Raw genomic sequence first — 17,287 nt, forward strand, 5'->3', positions numbered from 1 at the left:
ATAAAAAAGAGGAAGAACCGGGTTCAGCTTGACGCTGTATCCCCTGTCCTTCCTCTTTATTGAATCAACATCAAATACCGCGATGGGAATTTTCAGCATCCCTCGCTGGATTTCGTGGAATTTGTTGCTTTCTCTTTGCGGCGGACTTCGCGCATCCCTTTCAGAATTTCACTTCTTGCCTGACGGGCCTGCTCCATCGTGGCTTGAGGAATCCCGGCCAAAGGATAAGCCAGCCCCAGCTGTTCATATTTACTTATGCCCATTGTATGGTAGGCCAGAACATCAACTGCTTTTACGTTATGCAGCGAACCGAGGAATTCTCCCAGCGCAAACAGCTGCGCCGGCGGATTGATTTCCTCATTGATATAAACATGCCGAATCCAGACCGGAATTTGCTTAACATCCAAATAGCGGGCAAAAGCAAGAATGCGGGCATTGTCCTGTCCTGTCAGCCAGCGATGACACTCGGGATCGATCTGCTTGAGATCCAGAAGGACAAGATCCGTGACAGACAAGAGAGCATCCACCCCTTCCGGATGCTCAGGATCAAACAAAATTCCTGATGTATCCAGACACGTATGAATGCCGGCCTGCTTGGCCGCCGCAAACAATTCCCTGACAAACGCAGTCTGCCCTAACGGTTCGCCGCCGGTCACGGTAATGCCGCCGCCGCGGTAAAACGCTTCGTTGCGCTTGTACGTCTGAAGAATTTCTTCCGGGCTCATCCATTGGCCGCCCTCAGCCCGCCAGGTATCCGGATTATGGCAATACCGGCAGCGCATCGGACAGCCCTGAACAAACACAACCAGCCGAACGCCCGGTCCATCAACGGTGCCGAAGCTTTCCAGCGAATGAATCCGTCCTTCGCTCATAGACCGTTAAATCTGTTGATGGAAGGTTCGCGAAATGACTTCATCCTGCTGCGCCTTCGTCAGCTTATTGAAGTTAACCGCATAACCGCTGACCCGCACCGTCAGCTGCGGATATTTTTCCGGATGCGCTTGGGCATCCAGCAGCGTTTCCCGGTTGAAAACGTTCACGTTTAAATGATGGCCGCCTTTTTCTGTATATCCGTCCAAAAGCGCTACCAGGTTGTCAATCTGTTGATCCATCGTGCTCATATTCGTTTCCTCCTTTATTCCTCGTCCCGATCCAGCCCTGACATCAGGGTCGGCGTTTTACAGGCGAGATTTTGTTTTTCACAATCCAGACAGCCCAGCGTTTCCACTTCTTTCACCAGGCCCTCATCACTTTTATCAATCTTCTCCAGCCGGACGTTCTGATCATCAACGCTGACGTTGACATGGCCGACTCCTGCGGCAAAAGAACGATCCAGCTGAGCGATCAAATCATCGATCAGCTGTTCCTGTTTCATGACTTATTCGTTGCTTTCGATTTCATCCAGTTCCAGCTCCACTTCCAAATCGCCGGTCGTGATGATTTCTTTGCCTAACGCATTCGGAATGATCGAGAAGGTATTGGAAATTCCGTCCTGGGCATCCGCAAACGGCAGTTTGGAAACCGAAGCCAGTGAAGCGACGGCGCCATGACTGTCGCGCTTGTGCATTGGATTGGCGCCCGGGGCAAACGGTTCGCCCTTCTTGCGGCCATCCGGAGTGGAACCGGTGTTTTTGCCATAGACGACATTGGAAGTAATCGTTAAGATCGATGTGGTCGGAATGCCGCCGCGATAGGTATGATTGCCCTTGATATAAGTCATGAAAGTGTGGACAATTTCGCTGGCAATCGCATCGACGCGGTCATCATCATTGCCGTATTTCGGGAAATCGCCCTCCACTTCATAATCGACGACAATTCCCTGTTCATTGCGGATTGCCTTGACTTTGGCGTATTTGATCGCAGAAAGGGAATCCGCGACCACAGACAAACCGGCGATGCCCGTCGCGAACCAGCGCTTGACGTCCTTATCATGCAAAGCCATCTGCAGCTTTTCGTAGCAATATTTATCATGCATATAATGAATGATGTTCAGCGCGTTGACATAAACCTGCGCCAGCCATTTCATCATCTGCTTGTATTTGTGCATCACCTCATCGTAATCAAGATACTCGGAAGTAATCGGACGGTATTCCGGACCAACCTGCTTGCCGGAAATCTCATCGACGCCGCCGTTGATCGCATAAAGCAGACACTTGGCCAAGTTGGCGCGGGCGCCGAAGAACTGCATCTCCTTGCCGATGCGCATCGACGAAACGCAGCAGGCAATTGTATAGTCGTCGCCATGGGTCACGCGCATCAGATCGTCGTTCTCATATTGAATCGACGAGGACTCAATCGAGGTCTTAGCGCAGAATCGCTTGAAGTTCTGCGGCAGACGAGTTGACCACAGCACCGTCAGATTCGGTTCCGGCGCCGTGCCCAGATTCTTTAATGTATGGAGGTAACGGAAGGAAGACTTGGTGACCAGATGGCGGCCGTCGATGCCGACCCCGCCGATCGATTCAGTAACCCAGGTTGGATCCCCGGAGAACAGTTCGTTGTATTCCGGAGTCCGGGCAAATTTTACCAGCCGCAGCTTCATGATGAAATGGTCGATGAATTCCTGAATTTCTGCTTCGGTGTACACACCGTTGTCCAAATCCCGCTGGGCATAGATATCAATGAACGTCGAAGTCCGGCCCAGTGACATCGCCGCTCCGTTTTGTTCCTTGACAGCTGCCAGATAGCCGAAATACAGCCACTGAATCGCTTCCTTTGTATCCTTAGCCGGACGGGAAATATCATAGCCATAGATTTCGCCAAGCTTTTTCAGCTCTTGCAAAGCGCGGATCTGTTCTGAGAGTTCTTCGCGTTCACGGATGACGTTGGAATACATGATGACCCGCGTGGAATCCTTCTGATGCTGCTTATCCTGAATCAGACGGTCAACCCCATACAGGGCAATCCGGCGGTAGTCGCCGACAATCCGTCCGCGGCCGTAAGCATCCGGCAGACCGGTGATGACATGGCTGGAACGGCAGGCCCGCATTTCCGGTGTATAAGCGTCGAATACTCCGGCATTATGTGTTTTGCGGTGCACGGTGAAGAAATCCACAACTTCCGGATCGACTTCATACCCGTTGTCTTTGCAGGCTTTCTCGGCCATTCGGATGCCGCCGTAAGGCTGCAGGGAACGTTTAAACGGTTTGTCAGTCTGAAAACCGACGATCTTTTCAAGATCGGAATTCAGATAACCGGGACCATGTGAGGTGATCGTCGAGATGATCTTGGTGTCCATATCAAGCACGCCGCCGGCTTCACGTTCTTGACGGCTCAGCTCCATCACCTGATCCCACAGTTTCAGCGTCGCCTCACTCGGCCCTGCCAAAAATGAATCATCGCCGTCGTATGGGGTGTAGTTCTTCTGAATGAAGTCTCGGACATTGATCTCGCGGGACCAGACGCCCTCGACAAATCCCTTGTAGCACTCTTCCATAGTTTCCTCCTATAACTTTTAGTGGGTAAGCTTTCCTGTCAAGACTGACAGGACCGTTTTATTTTACCTTGTTTGAGAATAAAAAAATAGAGGTCAGAAACATCATTTTCCATTGTAATCGGTTACAAGTTTGAAAATGTTGTTAGATCATTCTAACACTAATAGATTATCGAAATAGATCATCCCTGTCAAGCCAGACACTTCCGAATTCAAACATCATTTTCAGCTTTTTCCCGGCGTTTGGCTGGCAGAGCAAAACCTCAGAAAAGCAACGCTTCAATTCTGCCGTATCCATCTTTTTCCCTTGCTGAAACCGCAGATTGCCGAAGCGGCCTGCCTTGAATCTCAAGCAGCAGTTATGCTATGATGAAACGCAGAAGGAAGACGACAGTATGACGAAAATAACGATGAAGGAAATCGCTGAATTTGCCGGAGTGGGAAAAAGCACGGTATCCCGCTACTTTAACGGCGGTTATGTTAAAGAAGAAACACGCTTGCGGATCGAGGCTATCTGCCGTGAATATCACTATCAGCCCAATTCCGTAGCCAAGACACTGAAAGCCCGCCATTCCTATCAGATCGGAGTCATCACCCCCTCGATTGATTCCCGCACCAGCGCGCGGGTGCTGACAGCGCTGGATGAACAGCTGCGATTGTCCGGCTATACCCCGCTTCTGATCAATACCAATCATAATCAAATCCGGGAGCTGACCAGTCTGGAAAGCTTCAGCCGGATGAATGTCGAAGGCATTATTCTTTTAGCCACGCAGATCACCCCGGAGCATGAGCGGATCATTCATAAGCTGCGGCTGCCGGTCATCGTACTGGCTCAGGAAATGGCCGGAGCGGTGACCATCACGCTCGATGACTATACGGCAGGCTATGACATCGGCCGGAAGATCGGAACAGCACGGCATCGTGCCGTCTGTCTGCTGGGCGTCAGTGAAAACGATAAAGCGGTCGGAAGGACGCGGAAACAGGGAATCCTTGACGGTCTGAAGGAAACCGGCATCACCCAGGTTGATTTTCTGGAAACGGATTTCAGCTTTGCAGCTTCCCGCCAGGTTGTGCGGGCCTATCTTAAGGATCATCGTCCGGATTGTATGATCTGTGCAACCGATAATCTAGCTATGGCGGCCTTTAAAGAACTGCACACGGCTGGTTATCGTATACCGCAGGATGTGTCGCTGACCGGCTTTGGCGGTTATGATGTATGTGAAGTGCTGACGCCTTCGTTAACCACCATCCGGTTTGATTACGAACGAGAAGGCCGAACGGCGGCCGAGCTGATTCTGGAGATGATCGCCGGCAATCCGGTTGAATCCGTAAAAATCGGCTATACTTTTATTGATGGGGAAAGCGTTATCGAACGATGATATCGCTTTTTTATTTCTCTTTCTTTAGTTGCAGATAAGGGCAGCAAACGCTGACGGCTTCTTCAGCTTGCCCTGCGCTGTTGTTCTGACAAGGAGCTCCAGCTCTTCTGACTTTTTAAGCTTTATGCAGATATTATTTTTCAAAAAAGAAGCGGCAATGCAGAAAAAATCAAAAAATATGGAATCGATCCCACATTTTGTGTTGACATTTTCCAGAATGAAGCTTATATTAAATGTGGGAACGGTACCACAAGGAGGAAGAACCATGAATTATCCATCTATTGCCGCTCAGATTGTCGCCGCTGTCGGCGGACGGGAAAACCTGAGCCACGTCATGCATTGTGCAACACGCCTGCGTCTGACCTGTCTGGACGAATCCAAAATCAACGCCGATGCGATCGCGGACATCGAAGGTGTCAAAGGCGTTTTCAGCGCCAAGGGACAGTTTCAGATCATCTTCGGTTCCGGCACCGTCAATCAGGTCTGCGACGAAGTGCTGAAGCTGACCGGAAATCAGCCGGTTGTGCAGCCGCCGAAAGAAGCACAGGGCAACGTCGTCAATTGCTTCATCAAGATGCTCAGCGACATCTTCGTACCAATCATTCCGGCGATTGTGGCCGGCGGCTTATTGATGGGAATCAATAATATCTTTACGGCGGAGGGGTTGTTTGTCAGCGGCAAAACGCTGATTGACCTCTATCCGCAGTTTGCTGACTTAGCCGGCATGATCAATCTGTTTTCCAATGCTGCCTTCACTTTCCTGCCGGTCTTAATCGGTTTCAGTGCAACCAAGAAGTTTGGCGGCAATCCTTATCTGGGCGCGGTTTTAGGGATGATCATGGTTCATCCGGATCTGATGAACGCGTACAGCTATGGTACCGGCGCGGTTGTTCCAACGTGGAACTTATTCGGACTGTCCATCGAAGCCGTCGGCTATCAGGGAACGGTGCTGCCGGTACTGGTCATGTCGTTTTTCCTGGCCAAACTGGAAACCCAGCTGCATAAAATCACACCGAGCTGGCTGGACAATCTGACGACGCCGTTAATTTCGATTCTGGTCTGCGGCTTCATCACCTTCCTGGCCGTAGGGCCGATGCTGCGCACAGCCGGCAATCTGTTGGCCTTCGGCATCTCCTGGCTGTATCATTCACTCGGCTTCATCGGCGGCGGTTTATTCGGTCTATTCTATGCCCCGATCGTTTTGACCGGCATGCATCACAGCTTCATTGCGATTGAAACACAGCTGTTAGCGGAAGCGGCGGTTACCGGCGGAAGCTTTATCTTCGTCACCGCTTCGATGAACAACGTTGCCCAGGGCGCCGCCGTACTCGCAGTTTTGGCAACGACCAAGGACACTAAGTTAAAAAGCTTATGCTCCGCCTCTGGAATCAGCGCCCTGCTTGGAATTACGGAACCGGCGATGTTCGGCGTCAACCTGAAATTGAAGACTCCGTTCTATGCGGCGATCATCGGTTCAGCTGTAGGCTCAGCCTATGTTGCCTTCCATCATGTCTTAGCCGTTGCTTTGGGAGCTGCCGGATTACCGGGCTTCATCTCCATCCGTCCAGCAGATTGGCCGCACTTTGCGATTGGTTTGGCTTTAAGCATGATCACCGCCTTTGTTTTAACCTGGATCCTGGCTAAGAAGCCGCAGTCTTCACAAGCTGGAAAGATCAAGGCCAAGGCTGAACTGAACAACATCGATGACCAAACCTGCGTGGCTCCGGCTGAAGGGACAGTCAAACCCATCGAAGAATCCACCGACAGGACATTCCGTGAAAAATTAATGGGCGATGGCTTTGTCCTGTTCCCAGAGAACGGACAAGTCTGTTCACCGATCAACGCTGTTGTCAAGTTCATCTTTCCGACCCGGCATGCGATCGGCCTTGTGCGTGAGGACGGCGTTGAGATGCTGATCCACATGGGGATCAATACGGTTTCTCTAAACGGCGCTCCGTTTGAAATCTTTGTAGAGGAAGGCCAGAACGTCCAGGCTGGTCAGCCGTTAGCCAGAATGGATCTTCAACAGATCCGCCAGGCCGGCTGTTCAGAGGAAATCTGCTGCCTGTTTACTTCCCCGACAGCCTTCAGCTGGACTGTTCAGGGTGCCGTCGCTCAGGCCCAGCCAATCCTTACGTTAGGAGAAAAACAATGAACGATTATCGCTTAACCTCGCACTTGGCGCCAAAACGCGGTTGGCTGAACGATCCCAACGGTCTATGCGTTCATCAGGGAGTCATTCATATCTTCTATCAAGCTGATCCGGACAGCTTAACCGGAAAGCGCAAAGCCTGGGGACATTTTACAACGACGGACTTTGTGCATTACACCGACTGCGGATTAGCCATCGAACCGACTGAAGCTTTTGAACAGCACGGCGCTTATTCCGGCAGCGCGCTCTCCGTGGGGGATCAGCTGCATCTGTTTTACACCGGCAATGTCAAAGAACCGGGAGATCATGATTTCATCCGCTCCGGCCGCCAGCACAATACGATCCATGCGCTCAGCGACGGAAAAACGGTTGATCATAAGCACGTTGTTTTAAGCAATGCGGACTACCCGGATTTCTGTTCCTGTCATGTCCGTGATCCCAAGGTCAACAAAATCGCGGAGGGCTACGAAATGGTCTTAGGCGCCCGAACCTTGGATGATGAGGGCTGTGTCCTGCGTTATACCAGTATGGATCTTGAACATTGGCAGTTAAACGCGGTACTGCGTTCGCAAAACAAGATGGGATATATGTGGGAATGTCCTGATCTGCTTCATTTTGATGACGTTGATGTTTTGCTTTGCTGCCCGCAGGGATTGACCCGGCAGGGATATCACTATGAAAATGTCTATGACAACGGATATTTCCTGATCCAACAGGATCAGGCTAAGACTTACCGCACGCTGGATTATGGATTTGACTTCTATGCCCCGCAAACCTTTGAAGACAGCCGGGGACGGAGGATTCTGATCGGCTGGATGGGACTGCCGGATACCGACTATACGATCCCAACAAAGACCTGGATGCATGCGCTGACCTTGCCGCGGCAGCTGCGTTATGAAGAAGGCCAGCTGAAACAGCGGGTGATCGACGAGCTGCAGCCCACCCATCTATTGACGGCAAAGACTACACAGGCACAGGCTCCGCAGGCCTGCGTGCTGAAAATGCAGCCGCAGAAGTCGCTGACCCTGGCCATCGATACGCTGAAAATTCAGTATGCGGATGGATTGTTTACCCTAGATTGTTCAGCCTGCGGCGAAGGCCGCACCCAACGGCATGTCGAGCTGCCGAACCTGGATACTTTAGAGCTGTACCTGGATGTTTCCAGTGTGGAGATTTTCTTGAACGACGGCCAGTTCAGTCTTACTTCACGCTGCTTCTTTGACACAGCCATCCGTACGATCCAGGCTGATTGTGAATTTGATCTGTATGATGCAGTGGCGATTGAAATAGAAAGCAGGGATATTCAATGAAAAAATTAATTGCGATCGGGGAAGCCTTAATCGACTTCATCCCTTCCCAATCCGGCCGAATTCAGGATATTCCGGCTTTTGAACCGCATGTCGGCGGCGCTCCCTGCAATGTCTGCGGTGCGTTTGCCCGTTTAGGCGGAAGCAGCGCGATGATCACGCAGCTAGGCCAGGATCCCTTCGGCGATAAGATTGTCGATGAACTGCAGGCGGTCGGAGTGGATACGTCGCTGATTGCCCGAACGGCACAAGCCAACACCTCGCTGGCCTTTGTCGCCCTCCAGCCGGACGGCAACCGTCAGTTCTGCTTTTTCCGCAATCCGGGCGCCGATATGCTGATGCAGCCGGAACAGCTTCAGTCCGACTGGTTTGAGGATTGCGGCTTCCTGCATTTCTGCAGCGTCAGCCTCGGCGATTTTCCCATGCGCCAAGCTCACCGTCAGGCGATTGCCCTGGCCCGCAGTCACGGGGCATTGATCAGCTTTGATCCGAATATCCGCCTGCCGCTGTGGTCCAATCCCCAAGCCTGCCAAGATGCCGTCCGGGACTTCCTGCCGTTAGCGGATATTGTAAAAATTTCGGATGAGGAACTGGAATTCATTACCGGAACATCGGATCTGCATCAGGCCAAAGACATCCTGTTCCGAAATCCGCAAACGCAGTTAGTGCTTTATACCTGCGGCAGCCAAGGAGCTCATGTTCTGACCCGGGACATCGAAATCTACGAACCTTCCTTCACTGTTGAAGCTCTGGATACCACCGGAGCCGGTGATGGCTTCATCGGCTCTTTCCTCTATCAATGTGCCCATGATCATATAAAGGATTTTAGTGCCTGTTCCGCTGTTCAGCTGCGTCGTTATCTCAAAGCCAGCACAGCTTTCTGCGCCGCCAGCATCCAGCAAAAAGGCGCAATCTCTTCCTACCCTGATACACTGACCGAATAGCCTCCCGCTTCTCCCTTTCCAACAGGATTCTGACGATCTGTTCAGAGTCCTTTTATCTGGCTTTTCAAAATCAGAATCGTTTCTCATACTGAAAATGTTCTTTTCTTTTAAGCTTTTAAACCAGAAATTTATGATTACATTTCAAAACGCTATGTTCATTCCCTAACAAGTTGTTTTTATTATTCAAATATGATAAAAGTTAAACAAAGGGAGGAATTAAGAAATGAAAAAACTGCTCACCGTCCTGGCCGCTTGTGCCATGGCCATGGGTTTGACGGCCTGTTCTTCAACCCCAAAAGAAAACACGACTACGCCGACGCCGGAGGGATCTACCGCCCCTGTGGTTGAAAGCTTCGCAGCTGAATATGAAATGGTCGGTACGACCTCAGCAGGTCTGCCGAAAAATGATACTTTCGTTTTTGAAGGCGAAACAACCGACGGCATCATCACGAAATTGAATTTTGATATTATCCGCAACAAGGGTCTGGAAGGCGAATATTCCAAAAAGGATATCATGGGCTACCAGATGAATGTATCTGATGCCGCCGTTACCAAAATCGGCGATGGTTTTGAACTGACCAATCTGGGCATCAATGGTTACGAAACCAAGTTCGGACAGTATATGATTACAGCTCAGTGCAAGGAATTAACGGATACCACGACATTTAAAGATCTGACGATCGTGAACTATACCGGCGAACAGCTGAATATGGAAGATTCGTTAATGATTTATCAGTATCTGGCCAATGAAGCCAAGATTCAGCTGACCGAAGAAACTCCGGTTAAAGATCTGCTTGCGATCTTTGATCTGTATAAAGACGGAGCTTTTGTTGAAGGCACAAAACGTGTTTCCTTTGCCGGCTTCAACGGCGGACGCAGCTATGGCGAACAGATTGACGCCATTGCGGATTACATTCTGGCCAACAACATGACGCTGGAACAGGTTTATGAAATGTTCAAGACCGTAAACCAGCAGAGCGAACCAATTGAAGACCGCGATACGGTTACCGGTGCGACAATCGCCTTTGTCGGTGACTTCCAGCGGATGGTCTATGTTGCGATTCATGGTGAATTGTTCGAAGGTGTAACGACGCACAGCACGGCTGAGGGCGTAACCAAAGTGGAAGTCGTAACTCAGGGCTATGCCGGAGAAATCGAAACGCATGTCAGCTTTGACGACAGCACGAAGAAAATCACAGCGATCTCGGTCCGTGATGATCAGGAAACGGATACCGTCGGCGGCCTGCTGACAGCGGAAGGTTCCGAATTCATTCAGAAGCTGATCGACAACCAGGATGCACTGGACAGCGTTGACGTCGTTGCCGGAGCGACAAAAACTTCCAACGGCATGATCAAAGCCGTTCAGTTCGCCGTCGAATACTACAACGGTTTGTAAAAAGAACGGTTGAGAAAGTACGTTCGAAACGTGCTTGATCAACAGCTTAAAAGCTCCCTTGCCGGGAGCTTTTTTATGTTCTGTTTTTTTGTCAGCGTCATCCAGGCTCTTGTGCTGCCTGTTCCAGATCAGTCGTGAAGGTCTTCTTCAGCGGGAAAAGACAGGGTCAGAATCAATCGGCCGTCCTGTAGTTTTCCCTGCAGACTGCCGCCCTGCTGCTCGCTTAGACGACGGGCGATGGCCAGGCCCAGCCCGGTCGCCTGCCTGCCTGTATTGACCGTATAGTACCGGTCAAACATTTTTTCCACTTCGGTCCAGCTCAGCGATCCTGCGGAATTGACAAACACGATTTCACCATTCGTTTTTAAAGTTACAGACAAATCCCGACCGCCGTACTTTGCGGCGTTGTCCAATAAATTCTGCAGAATCCGATCCAAAGCTTTACTTTCCAGGGTCCGGATGACCGGCGTTTCCGGCATTGTTACTTCCGGCTCAATTCCCTGTTTTTCAAACAGAACATACACGGCCGCCAGATTTTTTTCCAGCACACGCCGCAGGTCCACGGCCTGCTTGGTCAACGGAGGTGGATCCAACGCGGCCACGGAATAGCTGAATAGCTGCTCGCTCAGCTGCCTGAGTGTCTGCGCACGTTCTTTTAAAACCGCAAGAATCGATTTCAGCCGCGGACTGGCGGGTTCTTCTTCCGCCAGCTGCAGATAGCCTACAATCGCCGTTAACGGGGTGCGCAGATCATGTGAAAGCTGGGTTAATGACTGCTTGAGCTGCTGATCCCCCTGCTGAAACTGCCGGCGCTGAGCACGCAGCTCACGCAGCTGATCATTGAGGGCTTCGCGTAAAGCGACGAGATCCCGATCCCGGCTGGCCGTATCGATCAAAGTATTGGTTTCCACCTTCAGCCGATCTTCCAGCCCCTGCCGGATTTCCCGCAGACTTTTTTTTATCAAAATCAATTTGACCGAAAGAAAGACGACTGCCCCGATCAAACATCCTGTCAGGATGAAAATTCCACCCGTCATCGTCATTCTCTTTCCTCCCTGCCCGCGCTGCACCAAAAGTCTTTTTTATCATCCAAGCAGCATTCTAACGAATCTCCTTACGCTGAAACAACAACAGCCCTATCCCCTGCACTAGGACGATCCCGATCAAAGAGATCGGCGGCAGGACCGCCCAATGGCCGCAGTTTAACCCGCTGAGCTGCAGGCTCTGGCCGCTGGGCAGACTGTCAATCACGCCCTGCACAAATCTTCTCTGACTAGGATTGAGATAGCTTGGATTGGCCAAAGTATAAACTTGAGAGCTGCCGTCCCGCATTTCCAGCGCCTCAATCCACTCCGGCTCCTGCAGTTTCGTATTCAAAAAGAAGCACAGAAACATCGTAAGCATTACGCCGCACAGACACCCGATCGAGGAAACCGTCCGGGAGCTAGAGAGCAGGCCAACGGCATTGAACAGCGCGCAGTAAGCTGCCAGCGCGAGCACGCCGATCAAGGTTCCCAGCCCGATCAGCGCACCGCTCAGATGAAATCCGCCGAAGACCGGCCAGCCCACGAGAACAACGATCAGGGCATAGACACCTTGATAGATCAAAGCGACGATCAGACTGACCGCATAATGACTCAGATAGATTTCCGTTCGCGTGCGTCCGATGATTAAAGCATTGCGCAGTGTTTGACTGCTGTATTCCGTTCCGACAAAGAAACTGATCACCGCCGCCAGCACCAGTCCCGCCACCGGAATAAAACTGTCCAGTCCATAACCGTAAAAATAGAGCTGATCCAAAGCGATGCTGCGGCCATTGTTTATCATGGCATAAGCAGAAAAAGCCAAAACCGCCAGGGCATAAAGAATCGTGACGGCCAAGCCGCCCCAAAAACCTTTTTCGTGAATCAGCCGATAGCTTTGGGCCGCGATCATTCTACGCATGATCTTCACCTCCGATCAGCGACAGATAATAGCTTTCCAGACTTTCATCGTGTTCTTTCATCGAGGTGACTGTGCAGCCCTTCTGTGCCAGCTTCAAAATCAGCTCACTGAGCGCGGTTTCGCCATAGATTTCAACCGTTCCGCCAGCTTTAATTCGATAATCTGCCCCATACGCTTCCAGCGTTTCAATCAGAATCTCATTCCCTTCGACTGTCAGTTCCACACATTTCCGACATGCGTTTTCCAATTCCTCAGCAGATATTTCCTTCACCCTCTGTCCATGATCAATAAAACCGTAGACCGTTGCCAGCCGGGCCAATTCATCCAGATTGTGACTGGAAATCAGAATCGTCACCTGATTCTGCCGGTTCAGTTTTAAAATCAGTTCACGGACTTCTATCATTCCCTGCGGATCCAAGCCGTTGACCGGCTCATCCAGCACCAGAAAATCCGGACTGCCTGCCAAAGCCAGGGCAATCCCCAGCCGCTGGCGCATACCCAGGGAAAAGTCCTTGACTTTTTTCCGTCCGGTATGGCTCAACCCGACCTCCTTGAGCAGTTCATCGATTTCCCGAGTGTCCTGCAGTCCAAGCGTGCGCATCTGCACCTTAAGATTTTCCTGCGCGCTCAGCTGACCATACAGCGACGGGGTTTCAATCATCGCTCCCATTCTGCGTCGGGACTTGACAATCTGCGGATCGCTGTGTTTGTATCCCATCAACGTATACTCGCCATAAGAGGGCTGCTGCAAACCACAGATCGTGCGAATCAGCGTTGTTTTTCCTGCACCGTTACGCCCGACAAAACCATAAATTGCGCCTTTTTCAACGTTCATTGAAAAATGGTCCAGCGCCTTAAAGCTGCCGTATCGCTTGGTCAAATCCCGGACCGTTAACATCATTTCCATTTTTTCTGCCTCCTGTCTGTGCTTTAAGGATAGCGGAAAACAGTTAAGAAATCCGATAAGGAAAACGATAAGATTTCGTTAAGATTGCGGGTGAATCCGAAACCCGATTCCCCACACGGATTCGATCATTTCCTGTTCGCTGATTGTGCGCAGCTTGGAACGCAGATGACTGATATGTACCTTGAGTGAATTCTCCATTCCATCCGGCGTATCCTCACTGATCTGATCCAGCATCTGAGATTTGGGAATCACCTGTCCCGGATTGAGCATCAACAGCTTCAAAATCGCCGTTTCCGTGCGGGTCAGCTTAACGCTTTGCTTCCCGACAAAAGCCTGGCGCAAAAGCGGCTTTAAAGTCAGCATTCCGCAGGTCAGGACATCCTCCTGCCGCATCCGCGAAGGCCGCAGCTGCACTTCAATCCGTGCCAGCAGTTCGCGGGGTTCAAAGGGTTTGGTGATGTAATCCACTGCGCCGCTGCGCAGCAGCTGAACTTTATCATCGAGATCGCAGCGGGCACTGACCACAATGACTGGAATCTGTTCCGCCAGCGCTAAAACCGCTTCGCCCTGTATTCCAGGAAGCATCAGATCCAGCAGAATCAGATCCGGCTGGCGATGTTGAAGCACCCATTGAGCTTCGGTTCCAGAATAAGCCTGAGTGATCTGATACCCCTGCGAAATTAAAAGCTCGGCGATCAGATTGCTGATCGCCGGATCATCTTCGACGATCAAGATCGTTTTCATAAGCTGCGCTCCTTTCATTACCTGGCCGCTGAATTCACTGCGGCCGTTGAATCTTGGTTATAAAATCAGCCAGAGCCTGCGCCAGCTGATCAGGATCTTCGTAGGCCATATTATGTCCAACTTCATGTAGAATCTGAACTTCAATCCTCTGACGAGACAGTTCTTCCGTATCGGGATCCGGCAATGATTTTTCACCAAACAAAAATCGCTTTGGACATTTCAGCGCATAAAGACGCTGCCGCCATGACGGTTTGCCACCCAATACAGCATCTGCGGAAAGCCGATGCATCGCCTGCGGCAGCCATGTTGCAAGCGAAATTGCCCAAGTCATTCCGGCTTTAGCTGCGGCATCCAGGATCCGCTGATAACCCCACTCACAAAATTCCGCCTCGCTCAGCTGAGCTGTTTTATAACTGGGCTGATCCTGCGAACTGGGGTCCAGATTCGCCTCGCTGAGAAGGATGCCGATCACCGATTCGGGATTTTTTTCAGCCACGCTTAGAGCAATCGGGCCGCCTAAACTATGACCATAAACGACCACTGGGCCACTGCTTCGCTGCTGGATCAGCTCTGTCAGAACTTGAGCATGGGCATCGACTGTGTATGGGAAATCGCGAGGTTTCTCACTCTGTCCCGCGCCAAGCAAGTCAATCAGCCAAAGATGCCGATCTTTCAGTGCCAAGGTCTGTGCCACCTGAGAATAATCCAAAAGTCCGGTGCATCCCAGCCCATGAATCAGGATCAATAAGGGGCCTTCCCCATTATTTTCCTGATAGTGCAGCACGGCCTGAGCTGATTCAGTGAAAAATGCTTTAAGCATGGATACTCCTTCCTTTCTTATAAACTGAATTAACAATTTTCCTTTAATTATCGCTGCCAGCTTAAATGACGTGATCTAACCGCTATTTCAGCGGCAGCGTAAATTTATAGTGCCGGCACGCCATGCCCTGCCGCTTATAAAACTCATGGCTGGCAGTGCGGCGTTGGTTGCAGGCACATTCCAACTGCGGACATCCAGCCTGCGCCGCGATCTTCTTTGCCTGATCAAATAAACATTTCCCCACACCCTGACCGCGGTAACGCACATCAACAACCAGTTCTTCAATCTCCGCAATTGCGGAAGTGTGATGCAGCAGATTTTGTATATGAACACTCAAAAATCCTGCCAGAACCCCATTGATCCACGCGGTTCGATAATCAATTTGGGGATTGGACAAATTCGCCCGATAAACAGCTTCAAAGCGTGCTTTATCAATCGGCATTTCCTCCAGCTGTTCAATCAGCGCGGCTACTTGTCCGCAGTCTTCCCATCGTGCAGCCTTGATTTCAATCATCCGTCACTGCCTCCTGTTTCACTAGTAATTTTCGTTTTATTCATTATATCATGTTTGTCTGCCGGCGCATCCGGCAACCGTTGTTCCCTGACCATTTGAATGTTATACTCTTAACAATAAAGGGGGATTGTTTTCATGAAATACAAATGTGTTGTCGTCGATCTGGATCAAACACTGCTGCACAAGGATAAATCGTTATCGGATCTGACTGCCGCAGCCTTCGCTCAGCTCGAAACGGAGATTGTCGTTGCGACTGGACGGGCTATCGTGCGTACGCAGCGCTATGCCGAGCTGATCCATGCCCGTTCCATGATCTGCACCAATGGTTCGATTGTCTATCATCAAGGTCAGGTCATTTACCGTCAGGAACTCGACAGTCAGAAGCTTACAGACTTGATTGAAGTGCTGCGGAAAATTGAACCCGTTCACATCACACTGTTTTATCCAACAGAAGTGTATACGACGAACGAGTATTTCGTTAAAAAAGGCGAATCGCTGCGGCTGGATCTCGATCATTTTAATCCGCATGAAATTCAGAAAATTTTTGTCGTCACAAGCAATCATGCGGCAATTCAGTCCATCAACTTTTCCGCTTATGGAATGAAAGCTGTCCCGTTGAGTGAAGACGGCGATATCTTCGTTATTACAGCTCAGCATGTCAATAAAGGAAATGCTTTAAAAGCACTGTGCGATCATCTTTCGCTGAATCTGAAAGAAGTCGTTGCATTTGGTGATGACTACAACGACTTGGAAATGATTCAGGAAGCTGGCTGCGGTGTTGCCATGGCGAATGCAGTGCCGGAAATTTTGGCCGCAGCGGATCAGCAGACGCTAAGCAACGACGAAGACGGCGTGGCAGTCTGGCTGCAGAAGCATCGTTCGGATTTTGCGTAAAGCTGATCTTTCTATCATTAATAAAAACAGAAAATTATATCCCGGATCCTGTGAAATTTTCTGACTATGCAAAAGAACCACGAGTCCATACAGTCTGTGGTTCTTTTTAATCTTTGCAGCGAATCACTGCTTAGTTTTTTTCTTAATCGTGAGCCGTTAAAACGGAAATCATCTGATCGGTTTGCTTTTTCTGATTAACGGTAGCCATCTGCCGCTGTAAATCCTCCGGTGTCTGGATCTTATCTAACTGCAAAATAAAATCTTCAAGAGCTTCCGACTCTAAACTGTCAATCTGTTTCGCATCAGCCTCGCTGAGTTTCATCCGCTGACCTAACACTAATTGAATCAAGGCTCGCTGACCTTCCAACTTTCCTTCTAGTTTTCCTTTCACAATTCCTTTCTCGTAGACTCTTTGTTCATCCAGTTCGTCAAACTTTGCCCGCATTCTGGCGATCGCTAAACTCGTGTCCCTTAAATAATCCCTTTTCTTCTCTTCCATCATCGCTACGATTTCCTCCTTTTCAATTAATTTCTGAATGATTTTTTGCTTCTTTTCCGCTTGGCTGAACCGGATCACATAGTGGATTTTCTCTGATATCCGCCATTCTTCTATCGGCTTCTTTTCCAAATTCTCCAGTTTATCCATCTCCACCCATAGAATCCTGCCTTGTTCTTTTAACATCCATTCCCCACTGATTTCGTGAAAAAATCGGTGAGGATGAAGATAACCCTCGTAGCCCTTTTTTGCCTGCGAAATGTGATTGGTAATCATGATCTGAACTACCGGATCAAAATCATACTGATCACCAATCGTCAGCTGATCCACAATGATTCTGGCCAGTGAGGATAGTCG

General features: G+C 50.2%; 17 protein-coding genes. 6 read left to right on the plus strand and 11 right to left on the minus strand.

The window, feature by feature from the left end:
- Window positions 1–92: 92 nt before the first annotated feature.
- The 4 genes from pflA to pflB are packed head-to-tail and all read right to left on the minus strand — an operon-like array spanning window position 93 to window position 3,436.
- Complete coding sequence (gene pflA, locus BN162_RS07385) at window positions 93–872, minus strand: pyruvate formate-lyase-activating protein (protein ID WP_020224436.1); 780 nt, start codon at window positions 870–872, stop codon at window positions 93–95.
- A 6-nt stretch (window positions 873–878) separates the two neighbouring features.
- Complete coding sequence (gene grcA3, locus BN162_RS07390) at window positions 879–1,121, minus strand: autonomous glycyl radical cofactor GrcA3 (protein WP_020224437.1); 243 nt, start codon at window positions 1,119–1,121, stop codon at window positions 879–881.
- 14 nt (window positions 1,122–1,135) lie between these two features.
- Window positions 1,136–1,375: a hypothetical protein gene (locus BN162_RS07395; protein ID WP_020224438.1), complete on the minus strand. Its 240-nt coding sequence runs from the start codon at window positions 1,373–1,375 to the stop codon at window positions 1,136–1,138.
- A gap of 3 nt (window positions 1,376–1,378) precedes the next feature.
- Window positions 1,379–3,436 (minus strand): formate C-acetyltransferase, encoded by a 2,058-nt coding sequence (gene pflB / locus BN162_RS07400; protein ID WP_020224439.1) that lies wholly within the window; start codon window positions 3,434–3,436, stop codon window positions 1,379–1,381.
- A 392-nt stretch (window positions 3,437–3,828) separates the two neighbouring features.
- Between pflB and BN162_RS07410 the strand changes: the two genes are divergently transcribed.
- The 5 genes from BN162_RS07410 (at window position 3,829) to BN162_RS07435 (ending at window position 10,611) form a co-directional block, all read left to right on the plus strand.
- Window positions 3,829–4,812, plus strand: a complete 984-nt coding sequence (locus tag BN162_RS07410; RefSeq protein WP_040451648.1) for a LacI family DNA-binding transcriptional regulator — start codon at window positions 3,829–3,831, stop codon at window positions 4,810–4,812.
- A gap of 265 nt (window positions 4,813–5,077) precedes the next feature.
- Complete coding sequence (locus BN162_RS07420) at window positions 5,078–6,967, plus strand: sucrose-specific PTS transporter subunit IIBC (RefSeq protein ID WP_020224443.1); 1,890 nt, start codon at window positions 5,078–5,080, stop codon at window positions 6,965–6,967.
- A complete protein-coding gene (locus BN162_RS07425; protein ID WP_020224444.1) occupies window positions 6,964–8,274 on the plus strand; it encodes a glycoside hydrolase family 32 protein in 1,311 nt (436 codons plus the stop codon). The genes BN162_RS07420 and BN162_RS07425 overlap by 4 nt, the downstream gene beginning before the upstream one ends.
- Complete coding sequence (locus tag BN162_RS07430; protein ID WP_020224445.1) at window positions 8,271–9,215, plus strand: carbohydrate kinase family protein; 945 nt, start codon at window positions 8,271–8,273, stop codon at window positions 9,213–9,215. The genes BN162_RS07425 and BN162_RS07430 overlap by 4 nt, the downstream gene beginning before the upstream one ends.
- A gap of 223 nt (window positions 9,216–9,438) precedes the next feature.
- Entirely contained in the window at window positions 9,439–10,611 is a 1,173-nt protein-coding gene (locus BN162_RS07435) for an FMN-binding protein (protein WP_020224446.1), read from the plus strand.
- A gap of 128 nt (window positions 10,612–10,739) precedes the next feature.
- Here BN162_RS07435 and BN162_RS07440 read toward each other — a convergent pair whose 3' ends face one another.
- The 6 genes from BN162_RS07440 to BN162_RS07465 form a co-directional block, all read right to left on the minus strand.
- Window positions 10,740–11,654: a sensor histidine kinase gene (locus BN162_RS07440; RefSeq protein ID WP_020224447.1), complete on the minus strand. Its 915-nt coding sequence runs from the start codon at window positions 11,652–11,654 to the stop codon at window positions 10,740–10,742.
- Between the two features lie 58 nt (window positions 11,655–11,712).
- Window positions 11,713–12,555 (minus strand): ABC transporter permease, encoded by an 843-nt coding sequence (locus BN162_RS07445; protein ID WP_020224448.1) that lies wholly within the window; start codon window positions 12,553–12,555, stop codon window positions 11,713–11,715.
- The gene (locus tag BN162_RS07450; RefSeq protein WP_020224449.1) at window positions 12,548–13,462 is read right to left on the minus strand and encodes an ABC transporter ATP-binding protein; all 915 of its coding nucleotides are present in this window, start codon (window positions 13,460–13,462) and stop codon (window positions 12,548–12,550) included. The genes BN162_RS07445 and BN162_RS07450 overlap by 8 nt, the downstream gene beginning before the upstream one ends.
- 78 nt (window positions 13,463–13,540) lie before the next feature.
- The gene (locus BN162_RS07455) at window positions 13,541–14,206 is read right to left on the minus strand and encodes a response regulator transcription factor (RefSeq protein WP_020224450.1); all 666 of its coding nucleotides are present in this window, start codon (window positions 14,204–14,206) and stop codon (window positions 13,541–13,543) included.
- A 34-nt stretch (window positions 14,207–14,240) separates the two neighbouring features.
- A complete protein-coding gene (locus BN162_RS07460) occupies window positions 14,241–15,026 on the minus strand; it encodes an alpha/beta fold hydrolase (RefSeq protein ID WP_020224451.1) in 786 nt (261 codons plus the stop codon).
- Between the two features lie 82 nt (window positions 15,027–15,108).
- Window positions 15,109–15,540 carry a GNAT family N-acetyltransferase gene (locus BN162_RS07465; RefSeq protein WP_020224452.1) on the minus strand — a complete coding sequence of 144 codons (432 nt, stop codon included), beginning with the start codon at window positions 15,538–15,540 and terminating at the stop codon, window positions 15,109–15,111.
- A 135-nt stretch (window positions 15,541–15,675) separates the two neighbouring features.
- Between BN162_RS07465 and BN162_RS17820 the strand changes: the two genes are divergently transcribed.
- A complete protein-coding gene (locus BN162_RS17820; RefSeq protein WP_020224453.1) occupies window positions 15,676–16,434 on the plus strand; it encodes an HAD family hydrolase in 759 nt (252 codons plus the stop codon).
- A gap of 142 nt (window positions 16,435–16,576) precedes the next feature.
- On the opposite strand, the gene BN162_RS07475 is transcribed toward BN162_RS17820, so the two are convergent.
- A complete protein-coding gene (locus BN162_RS07475; protein WP_020224454.1) occupies window positions 16,577–17,260 on the minus strand; it encodes a hypothetical protein in 684 nt (227 codons plus the stop codon).
- Window positions 17,261–17,287 lie beyond the last annotated feature (27 nt).

This window comes from Holdemania massiliensis AP2, from assembly GCF_000327285.1.
Classification (GTDB): Bacteria; Bacillota_I; Bacilli_A; order Erysipelotrichales; family Erysipelotrichaceae; genus Holdemania; species Holdemania massiliensis.